Origin of the sequence: Caproiciproducens puteiluti (assembly GCF_052442865.1) — a bacterium.
GTDB lineage: Bacteria > Bacillota > Clostridia > Oscillospirales > Acutalibacteraceae > Caproiciproducens.
In genome coordinates this window covers 456,858-473,388 of record NZ_CP194790.1, presented here as the reverse complement: position 1 = coordinate 473,388, position 16,531 = coordinate 456,858, and the positions used below count along the sequence as shown (strand labels likewise).

General features: G+C 50.7%; 16 protein-coding genes. 3 read left to right on the top strand and 13 right to left on the bottom strand.

Annotated elements, in window-relative coordinates:
- Window positions 1-111: 111 nt before the first annotated feature.
- Complete coding sequence (gene nifJ, locus ACRQU7_RS02355) at window positions 112-3,675, bottom strand: pyruvate:ferredoxin (flavodoxin) oxidoreductase (RefSeq protein ID WP_444643372.1); 3,564 nt, start codon at window positions 3,673-3,675, stop codon at window positions 112-114.
- A 343-nt stretch (window positions 3,676-4,018) separates the two neighbouring features.
- Here nifJ and ACRQU7_RS02350 point away from each other — a divergent pair, with 343 nt between their 5' ends.
- From ACRQU7_RS02350 to ACRQU7_RS02340, 3 genes are all read left to right on the top strand, one after another.
- Entirely contained in the window at window positions 4,019-5,422 is a 1,404-nt protein-coding gene (locus ACRQU7_RS02350) for a hemolysin family protein (RefSeq protein ID WP_444643370.1), read from the top strand.
- 190 nt (window positions 5,423-5,612) lie between these two features.
- Window positions 5,613-6,131, top strand: a complete 519-nt coding sequence (locus tag ACRQU7_RS02345) for a QueT transporter family protein (protein ID WP_038322016.1) — start codon at window positions 5,613-5,615, stop codon at window positions 6,129-6,131.
- 19 nt (window positions 6,132-6,150) lie between these two features.
- Window positions 6,151-7,536 (top strand): TrkH family potassium uptake protein, encoded by a 1,386-nt coding sequence (locus ACRQU7_RS02340; RefSeq protein ID WP_444643368.1) that lies wholly within the window; start codon window positions 6,151-6,153, stop codon window positions 7,534-7,536.
- A gap of 86 nt (window positions 7,537-7,622) precedes the next feature.
- Here ACRQU7_RS02340 and ACRQU7_RS02335 read toward each other — a convergent pair whose 3' ends face one another.
- The 12 genes from ACRQU7_RS02335 to ACRQU7_RS02280 all read right to left on the bottom strand — a co-directional run bounded on the left by ACRQU7_RS02335 (window position 7,623) and on the right by ACRQU7_RS02280 (window position 16,531).
- Window positions 7,623-8,288 carry a potassium channel family protein gene (locus ACRQU7_RS02335; protein ID WP_038322018.1) on the bottom strand — a complete coding sequence of 222 codons (666 nt, stop codon included), beginning with the start codon at window positions 8,286-8,288 and terminating at the stop codon, window positions 7,623-7,625.
- Between the two features lie 41 nt (window positions 8,289-8,329).
- Complete coding sequence (locus tag ACRQU7_RS02330; protein ID WP_444643365.1) at window positions 8,330-8,953, bottom strand: potassium channel family protein; 624 nt, start codon at window positions 8,951-8,953, stop codon at window positions 8,330-8,332.
- A gap of 122 nt (window positions 8,954-9,075) precedes the next feature.
- A complete protein-coding gene (locus ACRQU7_RS02325) occupies window positions 9,076-9,528 on the bottom strand; it encodes an ASCH domain-containing protein (RefSeq protein ID WP_444643363.1) in 453 nt (150 codons plus the stop codon).
- Between the two features lie 90 nt (window positions 9,529-9,618).
- Complete coding sequence (locus tag ACRQU7_RS02320; protein ID WP_038322021.1) at window positions 9,619-9,828, bottom strand: helix-turn-helix transcriptional regulator; 210 nt, start codon at window positions 9,826-9,828, stop codon at window positions 9,619-9,621.
- Window positions 9,825-10,145 (bottom strand): DUF6442 family protein, encoded by a 321-nt coding sequence (locus ACRQU7_RS02315; RefSeq protein WP_444643361.1) that lies wholly within the window; start codon window positions 10,143-10,145, stop codon window positions 9,825-9,827. The genes ACRQU7_RS02320 and ACRQU7_RS02315 overlap by 4 nt, the downstream gene beginning before the upstream one ends.
- Before the next feature lie 172 nt (window positions 10,146-10,317).
- Window positions 10,318-10,734: a pyridoxamine 5'-phosphate oxidase family protein gene (locus tag ACRQU7_RS02310; RefSeq protein ID WP_444643359.1), complete on the bottom strand. Its 417-nt coding sequence runs from the start codon at window positions 10,732-10,734 to the stop codon at window positions 10,318-10,320.
- A gap of 232 nt (window positions 10,735-10,966) precedes the next feature.
- Window positions 10,967-11,416 (bottom strand): helix-turn-helix transcriptional regulator, encoded by a 450-nt coding sequence (locus tag ACRQU7_RS02305; protein ID WP_444643357.1) that lies wholly within the window; start codon window positions 11,414-11,416, stop codon window positions 10,967-10,969.
- Between the two features lie 908 nt (window positions 11,417-12,324).
- Window positions 12,325-13,191, bottom strand: a complete 867-nt coding sequence (locus ACRQU7_RS02300) for a DUF1016 N-terminal domain-containing protein (RefSeq protein WP_341547692.1) — start codon at window positions 13,189-13,191, stop codon at window positions 12,325-12,327.
- 84 nt (window positions 13,192-13,275) lie between these two features.
- Window positions 13,276-13,647, bottom strand: coding sequence for a hypothetical protein (locus tag ACRQU7_RS02295; RefSeq protein ID WP_341547693.1), 372 nt, complete (start codon window positions 13,645-13,647; stop codon window positions 13,276-13,278).
- A 14-nt stretch (window positions 13,648-13,661) separates the two neighbouring features.
- Complete coding sequence (locus ACRQU7_RS02290; protein WP_341547694.1) at window positions 13,662-13,943, bottom strand: DUF4314 domain-containing protein; 282 nt, start codon at window positions 13,941-13,943, stop codon at window positions 13,662-13,664.
- Between the two features lie 99 nt (window positions 13,944-14,042).
- The gene (locus tag ACRQU7_RS02285) at window positions 14,043-15,662 is read right to left on the bottom strand and encodes a recombinase family protein (RefSeq protein ID WP_341547695.1); all 1,620 of its coding nucleotides are present in this window, start codon (window positions 15,660-15,662) and stop codon (window positions 14,043-14,045) included.
- Entirely contained in the window at window positions 15,644-16,531 is an 888-nt protein-coding gene (locus tag ACRQU7_RS02280) for a recombinase family protein (protein ID WP_341547696.1), read from the bottom strand. Before ACRQU7_RS02280 ends, ACRQU7_RS02285 begins: the two co-directional genes overlap by 19 nt.

Below are 16,531 nucleotides of genomic sequence, written 5' to 3'. Positions count from 1 at the left end.
TACCACTTCATACATATAAGTCAATATATTGTGAATATTTTATCGTATTCAGAAATAAACAAAGAAGGCCCCGCGCGGTAATCCGCGCGGGGCCAACTGATTCAAGAAAGATTATTCCATTTTGGAGAGTTTGACAAGGTGCTCGTAGTTTTCGGCCGCAACCTTTTCAGCCTTCTGGAACAGAACCTCTGCGCGCTCCGGGAATGCACGGGTCAGGGAGTTGTAACGAACCTCGCCCATGATGAAGTCACGATAGCTGGCTGTAGGAGCCTTGCTGTCGAGATGGAACGGATTCTTGCCCTGCTCCGCAAGACGCGGATCATAGCGGAAGTTGGTCCAGTAGCCGGCTTCAACCGCCTTCTTCTCTTCCATCTGGGAGATGCTCATGCCGCCCTTGATGCCATGGTTGATACAGGGAGCGTAAGCAATGACGATGGAAGGTCCGTTGTAGCTTTCAGCTTCCGAAATCGCCTTGATGGTCTGGTTGTAGTCTGCGCCCATTGCGACGCGGGCCACGTAAACATAACCATAGGTCATTGCAATAGCGGCAAGGTCCTTCTTCTTTGTCGCCTTACCGGTTGCCGCAAACTGAGCGACGGAACCGATCGGGGTGGACTTGGAAGCCTGGCCGCCCGTATTGGAGTAAACCTCGGTGTCGAATACGAGAATGTTGACATTCTCACCGGAAGCGAGAACATGGTCAACACCGCCGAAGCCGATATCATAAGCCCAGCCGTCGCCGCCGAAGATCCACATGGATTTCTTGGCGAGGTAATCTTTGTCAACAAGCGTTTTCTTCGCAAGCTTTGCAACATCGTCGCTGCCGTTTGCAGCTTTTTCGAGCTCCGCAATCAGAGCGTCTGCCGCGGCGCGGTTCAGGTTGCTGTCTTCCTTGGTTGCAAGGTAGTTCTTGCAGGCTTCCTTCAGGGAAGCGGAGGCCACCTCGGAAGCTTTAATATTTTCAACATACTCGGCGAGTCTGCCGCGGATCGCGTTCTGGGCAAGAGTCATGCCGAACCCGAACTCCGCGTTGTCCTCGAACAGGGAGTTGTTCCACGCGGGGCCGTATCCCTTCTTGTTGACGGTATACGGTGTGGCCGGTGCGGAACCGCCCCAGATGGAGGAGCAGCCTGTCGCGTTGGCAATATACATTCTGTCGCCGAAGAGCTGTGTGACGAGCTTTGCATACGGTGTTTCACCGCAGCCCGCGCACGCACCGGAGAACTCAAGCAGAGGCTGCTTGAACTGGCTGCCCTTGATGGAGGTAGGCTTAAACTTCTCGATGACTTCCGGCTTCTCGTCAAGAGTAAGGCCGTAATCAAAGCCCTTCTGGCTTTCAAGCTGTGTTTCCATCGGCTTCATGACCAGTGCCTTTTCACCCTTCATGCCCGGGCAGACGGATGCGCAGGAACCGCAGCCGGTGCAGTCATAGGAGGAAATAGTGATCGCGTATTTCATGCCGGGCATACCGGTCATATCCTTGGTCTTCTGGCTTGCAGGCGCCGCTGCGGCTTCTTCCGCAGTCATAGCGACCGGGCGGATAACGCCGTGCGGGCAGACATAGGAGCAGAAGGTACACTGGATACAGTTTTCCGGATGCCACTCGGGAATATCAATGGCGATGCCGCGCTTCTCGTAAGCGGCGGAGCCGGCCGGCACGGTGCCGTCGGCCATCTTGACAAAGGCGGATACGGGAAGCTGATTGCCCTTATATTTGTTTGCGGGAACCATGACGTTGTTGACGTAATCCAGCGTTTCCGGTCTGCCGTCCGTAAAGACATGCGCCTGGGTGTCGTCCGTGCTGTTCTTCCAGGATGCCGGAACTTCAACCTTGACGAAATCGGTCGCGCCGCGCTCAATAGCGGCATAGTTCATATCGACAATCTTCTGGCCCTTCTTCGCGTAGGAATGCAGGGCGGCGTCCTTCATATACTGGATCGCCTGTTCGGAAGGAATGATGTTCGCAATCTTGAAGAATGCGGACTGGAGAATGGTATTGATGCGGCCGCCGAGGCCGATCTCTTTACCGAGCTTGATACCGTCGATGGTGTAGAAGTTGATGTTGTTGTCGGCAATGAATTTCTTCATTTTGCCCGGCAGTCTCTTGTCGAGCTCTTCCAGATCCCACTGGCAGTTCAGAAGGAAGCTTCCGCCCGGCTTCAGGTCCTGTACCATGTCGTACTCGTCGACATAGGAGGGCTTATGGCAGGCGACGAAGTCGGCCTGGCTGATATAGTAGGTGGACTTGATCGGCTTGCTGCCGAAACGCAGATGGGAAACGGTCAGGCCGCCGGACTTTTTGGAGTCGTAGGCGAAATAGCCCTGAGCGTACATGTCGGTGTGGTCACCGATAATCTTAATGGAGTTCTTGTTTGCGCCGACGGTGCCGTCCGCGCCAAGGCCCCAGAATTTGCAGGAATGCGTGCCCTTCGGGGTCGTGTCCGGATTTTCCTTAATGTCGAGGGAAAGATGGGTAACATCATCGATGATGCCGATGGTGAAACGCTTCTTCGGGGTGTCGGTTTCCATGTTGCGGTATACGGCGACGATCTGGCCCGGGGTGGTGTCCTTGGAGCCGAGGCCGTAGCGGCCGGTGTAAATCGGAACAGAACCGAATTCCGTGCCGTTGACTGCGGCGAGAACATCCAGGAACAGCGGCTCGCCGATGGAGCCCGGCTCTCTTGTTCTGTCGAGCACGGAAATCTTCCTGACTGTCTTCGGCAGGACGTCGAGCATATATTTCGCAACGAACGGTCTGTACAGTCTGACCTTGACCAGACCGACCTTGTCGCCGGCTGCGTTCAGGTAATCCACAACTTCCTCCGCCGCTTCGCAGACGGAACCCATTGCAATGATGACCCTTTCGGCATCCGGCGCGCCGTAGTAGTTGAACGGCTTATAATCGGTGCCGATTTTCGCGTTGACTTTATTCATATAGTCGACAACAACATCCGGAAGATCATCATAGAATTTGTTGCCGGCTTCACTTGCCTGGAAGAAGAAGTCGTCGTTCTGAGCCGTGCCGCGCGTGACCGGATGCTCCGGATTCATTGCGTTGCGGCGGAAGGACTCCACAGAGTCCCAGTCGAGCATCTCGCTCAGATCGGCGTAATCCCACATGTGGATTTTCTGTACTTCATGGGAAGTACGGAAACCGTCGAAGAAGTGCAGGAACGGTACGCGGCCCTTAATGGCGGAAAGATGGGCGACTGCGCCCAGATCCATAACCTCTTGCGGGCTGTTGGAGCAGAGCATTGCGTAACCGGTCTGACGGCATGCATAAATGTCGGAATGATCGCCAAAAATGCAAAGTGCGTGGGTCGACAGGGAACGTGCCGAACAGTGGATGACGCTCGGAAGGAATTCGCCGGCCATCTTGTACATGTTCGGGATCATCAGGAGAAGTCCCTGAGAAGCAGTGTAAGTAGTGGTCAGCGCGCCTGCTGCCAGCGAACCGTGCACTGCGCCTGCGGCGCCCGCTTCGGACTGCATCTCGGTAACCCTGACTTCCCTGCCGAAAAGATTTTTTCTGCCGGCCGCGGCATATTTGTCCGTTTCATCTGCCATAACGGACGACGGGGTGATGGGGTAGATAGCAGCAACATCTGTAAACGCATAAGACACATGTGCGGCAGCGTTATTGCCATCCATAGTTTTCATCTTTCTTGAATCCATTATAATTATTTTCCTCCTTTTAAGGATAATCTATTTGCTATAGGCGCCAACATACTGCACCTTGTCTAAATTTTATCATCTTTTATAAGATATGTAAAGAAATTTTGCAGAATTGACCATAGAATTTACATTCCCAATAAAATTTGAAAAAATTTATCCTGAATTCGTTCATTTTGGCGGCGATTCCACCCTGTGAAGCGGCTTTGCCCGGCCACACCTCTGCCTCTTTGCTTTGCTCGTGCGCACAAATGCGCAGATACTCCATAAACTGTTTGACATTAGTATGAATAATAATATACAATAATATTATTATATTTTATTTCCGAAAGGGGAAAAACAATTCATGTCACCCGAACCTGACGGCTCATTTTTTCATTTACTGAGCGCGCTGCCCGCCGCCGCTGAACAGGAGCCAAATGAATTTTTATCCATTCTGCTGCTGTTTGCCCTGATTTTGGTAAACGCTTTCTTTGCCGCGAGTGAAATCGCAGTGATTACCCTCAACGACAACAAGCTGAAAAAAATGGCGGAGGACGGCAATAAAAAAGCCGCCAAGGTACTGAAGCTGACGGAGAATTCCAGCCGTTTTCTCGCGACCATCCAGGTCGGCGTGACACTGAGCGGATTTCTGACCTCTGCTTCGGCTTCCCAAAGCTTTGCCGGCAAGCTTGCGAAACAGCTTGCTTTTCTGCCCGTGCCCACCGGCGTCGTCTACGGCGTATCCACGGTATTGATTACCGTGCTGCTGTCCTATTTCTCGCTCGTGCTGGGCGAGCTGGTCCCGAAAAAGATCGCCATGCAGCGCGCGGAAGAGCTGTCCTTCAAATTCATCGGCATTCTGAACGGCACTTCCACCGCTTTCCGGCCGTTTATTTCCTTCCTTTCCTTTTCCACCAACGTCGTTCTGAAGATGCTGGGCTTTGATCCCAACGCCTCGGAGGAAACCGTCACGGAGGAGGAAATCCTGATGATGGTCGACGCGGGCGAGGAGAAGGGCGTCATCGGCGAAACCGCCAAGGATATGATTTCCAATATTTTCGATTTCAGCGACATCACCGCGAGCGAGATCATGACCCACCGTACGGAGGTGGACGCCGTGGAGGACACCGCCTCCATACAGGACGTCGTAAACCTCTCCATTTCGGACGGACACTCCCGCATCCCCGTTTACCACGAGGATCTGGACAATGTGCTCGGCGTGATCTATGTCAAGGACCTGCTCCAGTATGTCGGCAGTGAAATGGATGAGAATATCAAGATTACCGATCTGATGCGCCCCGCGTACTTCGTGCCGGAGAGCAAGCGCTGCAGCCAGCTGTTTACAGAGATGGTTGAGCGCAGGACCCAGATCGCAATTATTGTCGACGAATACGGCGGGACAGAGGGTATTATTACCATGGAGGACCTTTTGGAATCCATTGTCGGCGACATTCAGGACGAATACGACCACGAGGAAGAGGAAATACATAGGGTGGACGATCACAAGTTTACTGTGGACGGTGGGACCGACATCGATGAAATTTCCGATCTGGTGGGGATTGATCTTCCCGAGGGGGACTACGACACCATTGCCGGCCTGGTGGTGGAGATGCTGGGAAGGATTCCAAAACCGGGTGAACACCCCGTCGTACAGGTCCAAAACCTGACGCTGACCGTTCAGGAGGTCGAGGACCGCCGCATTTCAAAAATCCTGATCGAGGTGCTGCCGGAACCGGACGACGGCGACAGTCCGGCGAAAGACGAATAACAGAAAAAACAGAGAGTCTGCTGCTTCGGCACAGGCTCTCTTTTCTTGTGCCGTGATGCCTGATATTTGCGGAAACGAGTTGCTTTTGTCGCAATTTTGTAGTATGGTATTGTAGTTATCGGACACAGCCTGTCCGGTATGGTCAGTCGCAAAATCCTGACCTTAAATAAAACTACGGAGGAATCTAAAAATGAAAAATCAGTCTCAGCGTGCGCAGTATCTTGCGCAGGGCGCCATGATCGGCGCCATTTACATGGTTTTGACCCTTCTTGCGGCCCTGGCGAACTTAGCCTACGGCCCGGTGCAGTTCCGCTTTTCGGAAGCGCTCACCATCCTGCCGGCCTTTACTCCGGCGGCTGTTCCGGGGCTTGCGGTCGGTTGCCTGCTTGCCAATATCTGGAGCGGCTACGGCGCGGCGGATATGGTGTTTGGCACTTTGGCGACCCTTTTGGCGGCGGTCTGCACCAGGATGGTCAGAAACATCCGGTTCAAAAACATTCCAGTTCTGGCCCCGCTTCCGCCGGTTTTGTTCAACGCGGTGATTATCGGGCTTGAGATCGCCATTTTGTCCACGGAAGGCTTCTCGTGGGCCGGGTTCTGGGCCGCCGCCCTTTCGGTAGGGGCCGGAGAGCTGGTGATCTGCTACGGTCTGGGACTTCCCTTGGCTGCAGCTTTGCAGAAGGTAGGGAAAAAAAGAAAAATATTCTGATTTTGGGGTGTAATTTGTAATGGGGGAAGAACAGTTCTGTGCGAAAAAGCGGCTGAGAGGCATGCCGCCGGTCAGGCTGATTGTGGTGAGCTTTGCGGTTGTCATTCTGATAGGAGCAGTTCTGCTTACGCTGCCGATCGCTTCGCGCAGCGGGCTGCCGACCGGATTTATCGATTCGCTGTTTACCGCGACCTCGGCGACCTGTGTCACCGGTCTGGTTGTATTTGACACATGGACACACTGGAATCTGCTTGGCCAGATCATCATCCTTCTACTGATTCAGGTCGGCGGGCTGGGCGTTATCACCTTCACCACCGGCTTTTCCATACTGGTCCGCCGAAAAATCGGGCTGCGGGACCTGCAGCTGGCGACAGAAAACACAAGCGGCGACACGATTAACATAAAGCATCTGATCAGGATCATTCTTTTCTTTACATTTTTCTGCGAGATGACCGGAGCGGTGCTGCTGACGTTCCGTTTCGTTCCCCAGTTCGGGGCAAAAGGAATCTGGATTGCAGCGTTTACGGCGATTTCCGCCTACTGCAACGCCGGATTCGATATTCTGGGCTTTTTGATGAAGGACGGCAACCTGATTCCCTATGTCGGGGATCCTCTGGTCAGCCTGACGGTCGGCGGGCTGATCGTGATCGGCGGGCTGGGCTTTGTGGTGATCAGCGATATCTATAATGCAAAACTTCTCCCGCGGATTCATAAGAAAAAACCGACCCATCTTCATTTCCATTCCGCTCTGGTGCTGATCATGACGACGATTCTGATTGTGTCCGGTACCGTGCTTTTTCTGGCCTGCGAATACGACAACACGCTCGCAGGCATGGATTTCGGAACAAAGCTCAACGCTTCCCTCTTTCAGTCCATCAGCGCGCGCACCGCGGGTTTCTGTACGGTGGACATTGCAAAGGAACACGATTTCACAAAAATCATCACGGTTGTTTTAATGTTCATCGGTGCTTCGCCGGCAGGTACCGGCGGCGGTATTAAAACAACCACCTTTATCGTACTGCTGGCTACGGTCGTCAGCGTCATGCGCGGAAATGAAGAAACCACCCTTTTCAAACGCCGGATAGACCAGTCCACGGTTTATCGCGCGCTGTCGATTCTTTCCGTCGCGGCTACTGTTGTAATAACCACAGCTGGTATCATTCTGACCGCCGACCCGGACGTTACCGGTATCGATGCCTTATTTGAGGCAACCTCGGGTTTTGGTACGGTGGGTTTAACCGCAGGCGTCACATCGACTTTAAGCTGGATTTCCAAGCTTACCGTTACTTTAACGATGTTTATCGGCCGTGTCGGCCCGGTTTCCCTTGGGCTTGCGCTGACGCTTCACAAAGGGCATCGCTGTGCAGGTACGATTTTGCCGGAAGGGAAAATCATTGTGGGCTGATACTCCAACGATAGCGGCCCCCGGCAGAGCCGGAGGCCGAGAATGATAAAATCCCACCGCGTTTCTCGCGGTGGGATTTTTAGTATTTATTCCTCTTGGGCGCCCAGAATTTCCATCAGTTTCTTCTGGCTTTTATTTTCACAGACGGCGACGATCTCGTCGTTGGCACGGATGACCGTAAACCCATTTGGAATCATCATGGAGTCACCGCGTACCACAGAGATAATCAGCGAGCCCTGCGGAAGAGTGATATCCTTCAACTGCACGCCGTCCAGCGCGGTGTTGCGCGGAAGGGTAATAGCGCAGATCCCGGCCTTTCCCTTATTCAGCGTTGCAAGCAGATGCATCTTTGAGACGTCCACTTCCTGTTCAATCAGGTTGGTGATAATCTCCGTACTGCTGACGGCAATATCCGCGCCCAGTTTGCGCAAGGCCGCCAGATTACGGGGGTCGTTCGCCCGTGCAATGACTTTTGCCGCCTTAAACTCTTTTCTGGCCAGCTGCGAGGCAACGAGATTGTCCTGATCGCTGCCCGTAACCGCAATCACGCAGTCGGCGTTTTTTGTGCCGGCTTCGTCCAGCACCTCAATTTCTGTTCCGTCGCCGCAAATCACTTCCACATCCAGCTCATTGGCGAGTCGCATACATTTGAGCTTATCTTTTTCAATCAGCTTCACGCTGTATTTTCTTTCCAGCATATTTCTTGCAATCTGATGTCCCAGCTTGCCTCCGCCCACAATTACAATTCTCATATCTTCCCAATATCCTCCAAATTCGGCATGACCGAAATCAATCAGTCAATCACCTTTGCAAAAATGACCTTGTCCCCTTCGGTAAGAATAATTCTGCGATCAGAAGAATACAGCTCCAGCGTACCGTTACGATGAAGGACCCCAAAAACGGTCTCTCCAATATCCTTTGGCGCCGCGGTAGCGGAAATGCCTTCATGCGCCTTATCCACGGCGCGGCAGTGAAAAGTCGCCGTCGCACTCTCAAAAGACACGTTTTTGGAAGCGAGCGGCTGCGTCAGCGCGGTGAAAATAGAATCGCCCGCCAGATTGGTCGGGCAGACGGTTTTCAGACCGAACCGCTCAAATACATTTTCACGGGCCGGGTCGGAAATACGCGCAACCACGTTCTGTACGCCGAAAAACTCACGCACAATCTGTGACACCGTAATGTTCAGATTATCGTCGGGAGTGACCACGGCAACTGCGTCACAGCTTTCCACTCCGGCGTTTTGCAGCACCGTCATATCCATCGGCATGCCGGTAACCGTGATCCCGCTGAAGTCCTCGCTCAAATTCCGGAACGTATCCGGATTAGAATCAATCACGGCGACGTCATGGCCGTGCTCATCGAGCAGTCCCGCCAGACGGGTTCCCAGCCTGCCGCAGCCCACTACAAGAACGTTCACAATAACCTCTCCTCTGCATAACACCATATACAAAATTATAAAATTTAACTGATTAAAGAAACCGGTTCCGCTCCCCGCCTAACCGGGATCGATCACAGGGAATTGTGTGCCTCACAACACGTTTATTTAGTCGGATAAACGACTTCAAACTCTTCGCAAACCACGAGCATTTCTTCCGTAAATTCCTGACCGATTTTTTTCAGTTCCAATGTAAAAAACTCGGAATGACATTTTTTCCAAGAAGAAAGAGTACGGTCACATTCCCCCTCTTTATACGCGTGTTCGGCTGTCACCTGATTAAACGGCGTTATGCAGACCCTCGTTGTTCTGGTTACACAAACCGCCTCGTCTCCGGTGTTTAAAATTAAATTGTATCCCCCAACGGGCGGCAATGGGGACTCTTCTTTTATGTAAGCGGGATATGCGCCGGCCGTCGCGGTTTTTGTGCCTTTTAATACAAGATCAGCCAGTACATCCGACATTTCGGGCGTATTCCCTCCGAATGACCAGGCATCATAGGATTCGGCATTCGGATTCACTTTCGTGTACTGATTCCACATCTGTTGTTCAGTCATCATCTATCTCCATCGAATATCTATCATACATAGTTGCCTGAATTTTGTCAACAGGGTATGCTCCGTAAACTTCATCTTACTCCCTTGCTATTACTCGAAGTAGAACAGATCTTCAAACTTTTTATCCAATGCAATACAGAGAATCAGCGCAAGTCTTGCCGTTGGATTGAATTGGCCTGTTTCAATAGAACTGATTGTGTTTCTGGAAACGCCGACCAATTCAGCCAAATCCGCTTGTGACAGGTTCTTTTCCGCACGGGCGACTTTCAGCCGGTTTTTTAGAATCAATTCGTTTTTCATGCTCCAATGCACAGAATGTTTGTAACATAACGGTCAAGAGTAAGAATAGACGCAATTGCCCCCAACACGGTAAGTACCACCATTGACTTTGCTTTCGTAATCCTATATTCCCCATATGCTTCAGCTGCTATATAAGCGAAGAACATACTGTCTGCCGCATAATTGTTTTGCTTTGTAAAGAGTCCGAAAAGCTTGATGATGACATAAAGAAAACCGAAGGCAATGTAACCGTAACGGCGTCCCTTGTTGTCCGCATAAACGGTTCCTTCATCTTCTTGCTGCTCGCGGCTTTTTTTCAAAATTTCCTCTTTATTCACGATAAGCCCTCCCAGTAATATTGTTATTATGACAAGTTTTATTGTCTATGACACAGTATACCTCTAACAAGTTTTCTTGTCAATCTTTTTGCAAAGTTTTCTATGCAAAATCCGCCGAGCAAGACAGAGGCAAGTCGATGTTTTATAGGCTTGCGTTATGTTCATAATGAAACTATAATTGAAAACTTTCTGTTTTTAAATCGCAATAATATCGCCCTTTAATCGCTGTAAATCTCAGCACACAGTAGTCTGGATCTGTTACACCCTTTTTGTAAAACATCGTATCTCCGGTCCGCCAAATATCCTGTTTTGTTTGAGAGTCTTCCAACACTTCCATTGTTCCAATTAACATGACGCCTTCATAGCGAAAGCGGCCTTTATTGAAAAAATAAATACTGGCTTTTTTGTTTTGCTGATATTGGCTCACACGCAGGGAAGATGTGTTCGTGGTGAAATAAAATAAATTTTCTTCTATTTTGCGCGGCATAAGCATGGCTTTGATATTGGGAAAGCCATCTTCATCAACAGACGCAATAAACGCAACTTTTTGTTTTCCAATAAACTCAAGAATTTGGTCTTTCGTTTTCATCGTAAACTCCTCTCAATGTCAATAGGCATAATAAATCATCTGAAATTGAAATAGATATTTGGCCTGATATTATTATAAAATAAATAATCGGGCTAAAGCAATACACTTTTGCATTCATTTTAGACTGATACCCTTGGCCCTCCAGATTTACTCCGGCAGTCTAATTTTGTGTCATTAGGTCAAAATAGATGCAGACATTTCGTTCTCATAATGCTCATTTTGTTCAATCACATTACTTTTTCTGCTTCCACACTTGCGCTAAAATATCCTTTAATACTAATAATGAGTCTACGTCATTATACCCATAATCATTGCTTAGTCGCTTTAAAAGTTTCGTTATTGTTTCTGCATATTCAGTGGTATCAACTTCATTTTGATAAATTGTAAGGATGGGATATTTTTCACCCCACACATTTGTCCAGTTTATTTTATCTTGTTTTTCTTGAGTAGTATTTTCAATAACACGCTCGATTTCTTTCAAATCAACATCAAACTCAATCAACTCATCTAGAGACAAATGATATAATGAAGCTAACTCTTTCGATTGACGAATATCTGGAAGTGTTTCATCCAGTTCCCATTTGGAAATGGTTTGTCTTCTTACGCCCAATTTTTCCGCAACTTCTTCTTGTGATAAGCCGCTCTGTTTTCTTGCTTTAAATAAATTCTCTCCTAAATTCATAAAATGCACCTCCGTTTATTTGTTAATATTATAATTCTTAAAAAGGTGCTTTATCTACCACTTTAACCTGGAAATTTTGCACTTTTTCTTAACATTTTTATATGGAGCGAATATCAATCTGAAGGTCAAATAAAACTTGCAAGTGTAGCATAAAAAACTCAGGCTAAAACGGACACAATTCAGCATCGTTTTAGCCTGATAACCTTGGCCCGCCCGGAGGGATTCGGGTGTTGGCACGCTTTACCCGCGTTCCGGACGCAGCGCGTCTTTCGCGCCTACGGCGGTGCTCTTCGAAAGCGCCATTAAAAAACTTTCATACAGAGACTCCTGCATAAAATGATTGCTGCTTAGAATTTTACCTCTACACCGGGGTTTTCGCCTCGTGACAGACGAAAAACAAGGATAGGGCTTTTGCCCTGTCCTTGTTTTTGGCCCGCCCGGAGGGATTCGAAGGTAGTGCCTATTCAGCCCGCGTTCCGCGAGTCCCTTCGTTTCCTCCGGGATAAAGATTTCCGGTACTGCTCCCTTGCCTGCGCCGGGGGGTTCTCACCCTCCGGGCCGGGAAACACCATCAGATTCACTCTGCCCTGTTTGTTTTTGGCCCGCCCGGAGGGATTCGAAGGTAGTGCCTATTCAGCCCGCGTTCCGCGAGTCCCTTCGTTTTCCTTCGGGATAAAGATTTCCGGTGCTGCTCCCTGCCTGCGCCGAGGGGTTCTCACCCTCTGGGCCGGGAAACACCACCAGATTTACTCTGCCCTGTTTGTTTTTGTGGACACCATGGAAAAAAGATTTCTTATCTTTCTCCAAAGAGAGCGCCAAATCCTCAAAATAAATCGGATTCTCCGCAGGCAATGATCAATTTTATGATACCATAAGCCCTCAGGCTTTTCACTGTTGTGTTCAGACATTCATGCGACTGTTTTCGGTCGGTGTACTTGCCATTGATAATTCCTGCTCTGCTTTCTGCTGAAAGACGGCGGGAACTTGTTCTGCTGAACTGTGCCGGGCGGTGGCTTTAAATAGATGATTTGTTTCTGCGCCAATGTTTTTGATGAAACAGGACGTTTCGGAAACGGATAATCCTGCCAGCATAAAAAAGAATGTTTTCGCATATTTTTTATTCTTCTGCCGTTCGGAATCATTGCGAGGATTTTGCTATAGCCGCTATCATTGTTTCGGTGCAGAGCATCCCCTTGGCGGGGAGGCTCACACGCTGTCACAAACGCCCCACACGCCGTTTCAGCGATTGCAGTGGTGTCTACTGCTTCATCGGGACAGCTATCGCTTACAGGGGCAAAGCTGGGTTCCATATTCGTGGCGCAATTTTCTGTATGCATAGCTTCAGCAAGGGCATCCTCCTGAATGGCTTTCATGAGCGCCAGCTTGGAAGGGTTCCGTTCCACGGCAAGGCCAATATAAAACGAACGCTGCTCATCGGTTTCACAGCATTCCAGTATCACGGCGTTCTGTGTCCAGCCAAGGGACTGTGCCCTTTCCATAAGAACCAGGTTGTTTTCATAAGTGCGGTAAAAATCACGCATCCTGCGGAGATTGCGAAGAGAGAAGCCTTTCAGCGATGGAAATCGGTCAGCGAGCATTTCAGCCAAATGTGGGATAAATGCTTTTTCTCCCTGACGGCAGATACATTGACCGATCCGTGTATAAAGCTCCAGCAGTGCCCGATTGCAGGGCTTCTCGTCTTTTTCATAGCATTCAGCTACCGCAGAGGCAATCTGTTCCAGATACAGGGCACTGTTCTTTTTCAATGCTTTCATAGACTTCTCCTTTCCGGCTCCGTGGGAGCCTGTTTTTTTATGTACCCGGCAGAGCAAGCTCCACCGGTGAAATGCTTGGAATTGTTAGTAGCTTTGTTTCATTTCAAGGCCGCCGTCCTGTTGTGCAGTTGCTTCATCCATATGAACGCCCAGCCGGTTGGGAAGATAATCACTCAGCCAAGTGCCGCCGAAGGCACTGTGTGACTGCAAACGCCATATGGCGAGCTTTCCCATATGCAAATCCACATTTTCCATGAAAAACAGCAGATTGGTGCAGCCGTCATGCTCAAAAGCGAAAACCTCCTTGAAGGTATCGCCGTTTTGCAGGATACCTTCCTGTGTCAGCAGCTCGTTGATGCCGTTTACCCATTCTGATAGCTCCCCGCCGCAGCCTTGAAGAATCAATCCCTCACGGTCTGTCATGGCGCGAAGCTCATCTGTCGTAATCCGTTTCACGGTATGGCCTCCCTTCATTCCATTTTCATGCCGAACTGCTGAGTAGGACTTTCCTCCGGCTCAGACGGTGCCGGACGTGAAAGCACCGAGAAGCCGTCCTCGCCGGGAACGACACCGAGGGTGCGCCCATTGTCAAAGGTGCAGTGAAGCGTGCCGATGTCATCCACGAAATTTACCGTCCCTTCCGTACCCGGCGCAATGGGGGCGTAGGGATCGTCCATACTGTCGAGGCGGATACGGGTTCCGCTGGGATACCGCTCCTTCATCCGCTGTGCTTTTTGGTAATCGAAAAACATTTTCATTCCTCCTGATATGCTTTGAATTTGTGTTCAGCTACTTATGGGATATAGAAAATCAGGTGCAGGATATTTTCCCGCACCTGATTGCCGTTGTCCTTATATGATCTGCTCAATCTCCGTTCCGTCCTTGAAACGGATGAGCAGTTTTTCTTCGCTGAGTACCGTGATGGCACTGATCAGCTGCCGCACCGTGACCTCATCGAATGTGGTGATGCCGGTGTCCACCGCTTCCAGCTGGGCGGCCAGCTGCTCCGCCCGTTCATCCGCCTGTTCGGTATCCTGCCGGTTTTTCTCCAGCTCACTCCGTTTGGCCACCAGTGCGGAGAATTCCATGCTGACCTTTTTTAGTTCCTCGTCGTATTGGGTGGAATCCGCTCCCACGGCGGCAGCAAGCTGGAGAAGCCTGTACTGCTGTTCCCGCAGTTGGGACAGCCTGCTGTCGATGGTTGCGAGGCTGGTTTCGCCGTTTTCCGGCAAAAGGGCAGTTCGGATGCTGTCCTGTAGAATCGCTTTCAAGCTCTTTTGGCTAAACATTTCGTTCATGGCACTGACCACCGCAGTGTGAATCCGGCTTTCCTCCAGCGTGGGGGCATCCTTGCAGAACTTCTTACCATTCTCCAGACGGCTGATGCACCGCCAGACAATTTTTTTACCCTCCGGTCTGGTCCATGTCACCCTGCGGTAAGGGCTGCCGCAGTTCCCGCAGGATAACAGCTCGGTCAGCACATATTTGCCGCTGTATTTGGCAAGCTCGGTCTTGGCGGCTGTACTGACTTTTTTCAGGCTGGAGCGCCGTGCCATTTCCTCCTGCACCCGCTGAAAGGTCAGCCGGTCGATGATGGCGGGATGGCTGTTCTCCACGTAATATTGGGGAAGCTCACCGGTGTTCTTCTTAGTCTGGCGGGTAAAAAGGTCTGCGATGTAGGTTTTCTGGAGCAGCGCGTCCCCCATATATTTTTCGTTTCGAAGCATCCCCCGTATCACACCGTCATTCCACTTTTTATGCCCCCGCGCCGTTTTGATGCCGTCCGCCTCAAGGTCTGCGATGATTTTGGCTACGCTGTGCCCAATCAGATACCGTGAATAAATCCTGCGGACGATTTCCGCTTCCTCCGGGTCGATTTCAGGCAGATCGTTCTCGCCCCTGCGATAGCCTAAAAATCCGGCATAGTGAAAGTAAACCTTGCCGTCCTTGAAATTTTTGCGGTGTCCCCAGCGGATGTTGCCGCTCATGGACTCGCTCTCGGCCTGTGCCTGGCTCATCATAAAGGTGAGGATCATCTCGTTGTCCATATAGAGGGTGTTGACATTTTCTTTCTCGAAGAAAACACCCACGCCCATTCGCTTGAGCCTGCGGACATAATCCAAGCCGTCCAGTGTATTCCGGCAAAACCGGGACACCGATTTAGTGATAATCAGATCCACCTTGCCCTTTTCGCAGGCTTTAATCATCCGCAGGAAATCCTTGCGTTTTTTCGTGGAGGTTGCGGTTTTGCCCTCGTCCGCGAACATATCCACCATGGTCCACTCCTGCTGGGCGGTGATTTTTTCGGTGTAATATTCAATCTGCGCCTGATAGCTGTCGAGCTGTTCCTCGGAGCTGGTGGAAACGCGGCAGTAGGGCGCTACCCGCAGGCGCTGTTTGCGGATATCCTTTTGGTTGTGTTTGGGATCGGCGGGAATCACCGTGACTTTTCTCACTGCGCTTTCGGGCACTTTGCTTCCTCCTTTCCATCTGCTTCAAGGGTTTTTCCGTTGATGAGCCGCAAGCGGAGACCGCCGTGGGCGGTAAATTGGATTTCCTGCACTGCGGTTGTAAAAAGCTCTTTGAGAAGTTCCGCATTGATAGATTGTGTGAGGATTTTCTCCTTCAGTCTCTGCATCTGATAATAAGGCATAGAATCAGGCAGTCCGCTGTATTGCTCGGCGGCACAGGCCAGTATCAGCATTTTGGTGTACTCCGGTTCCGGCTCCGCTTTGTTCAGCTCCCGGATGACCTCGTTCTGGATGCGTACTGCCTCCAGCGTCGGCTCCTCTGTATTCTGCGGCAGAAACCACTCTAAGAGATTGGGGGTCTGCGTCAGCACATCCAGCCTTTCGGATAGGGCTGTGCGGATGTCCTCGTCCTCTATGTAACGGCGGTTGGTACAGTCATCCTTTTCGCAGTACCAGCGGGGCTTTCCCCCAGCTCTGGTATCGCGGAGCATCCTGCCGCCGCACACGCCGCAGACCGCTTTTTCACGGATGGGTCCGATGTAGTCCAGGCAGGGGGTAAAGGTATTCTTTTCTCCCCTGACAAGCTGGGCACGCAGAAAGGCTTCCAGCTCAAGGATGGGGGGATATTCCTTTTCCCCAAGATAGCGTTCGTTTTCAAGGATGCGCTTAACCATGTGCTTGTTCCATTCAGTCGTGTGGCTGTGGTAACGAAGCCCCCGGCGCATCATTTCAGCGGCAATTTTGCTGTAGGCCATGCCGTCCGCATAAAGCCTGAAAATCTCTTTGACCGCCGCCGATTCTGTGGGGCTGCATTGTATCTTTCCCTTTTTCATGGTGTACCCGAAGGGGATTTTTCTCTGCCATGCCAT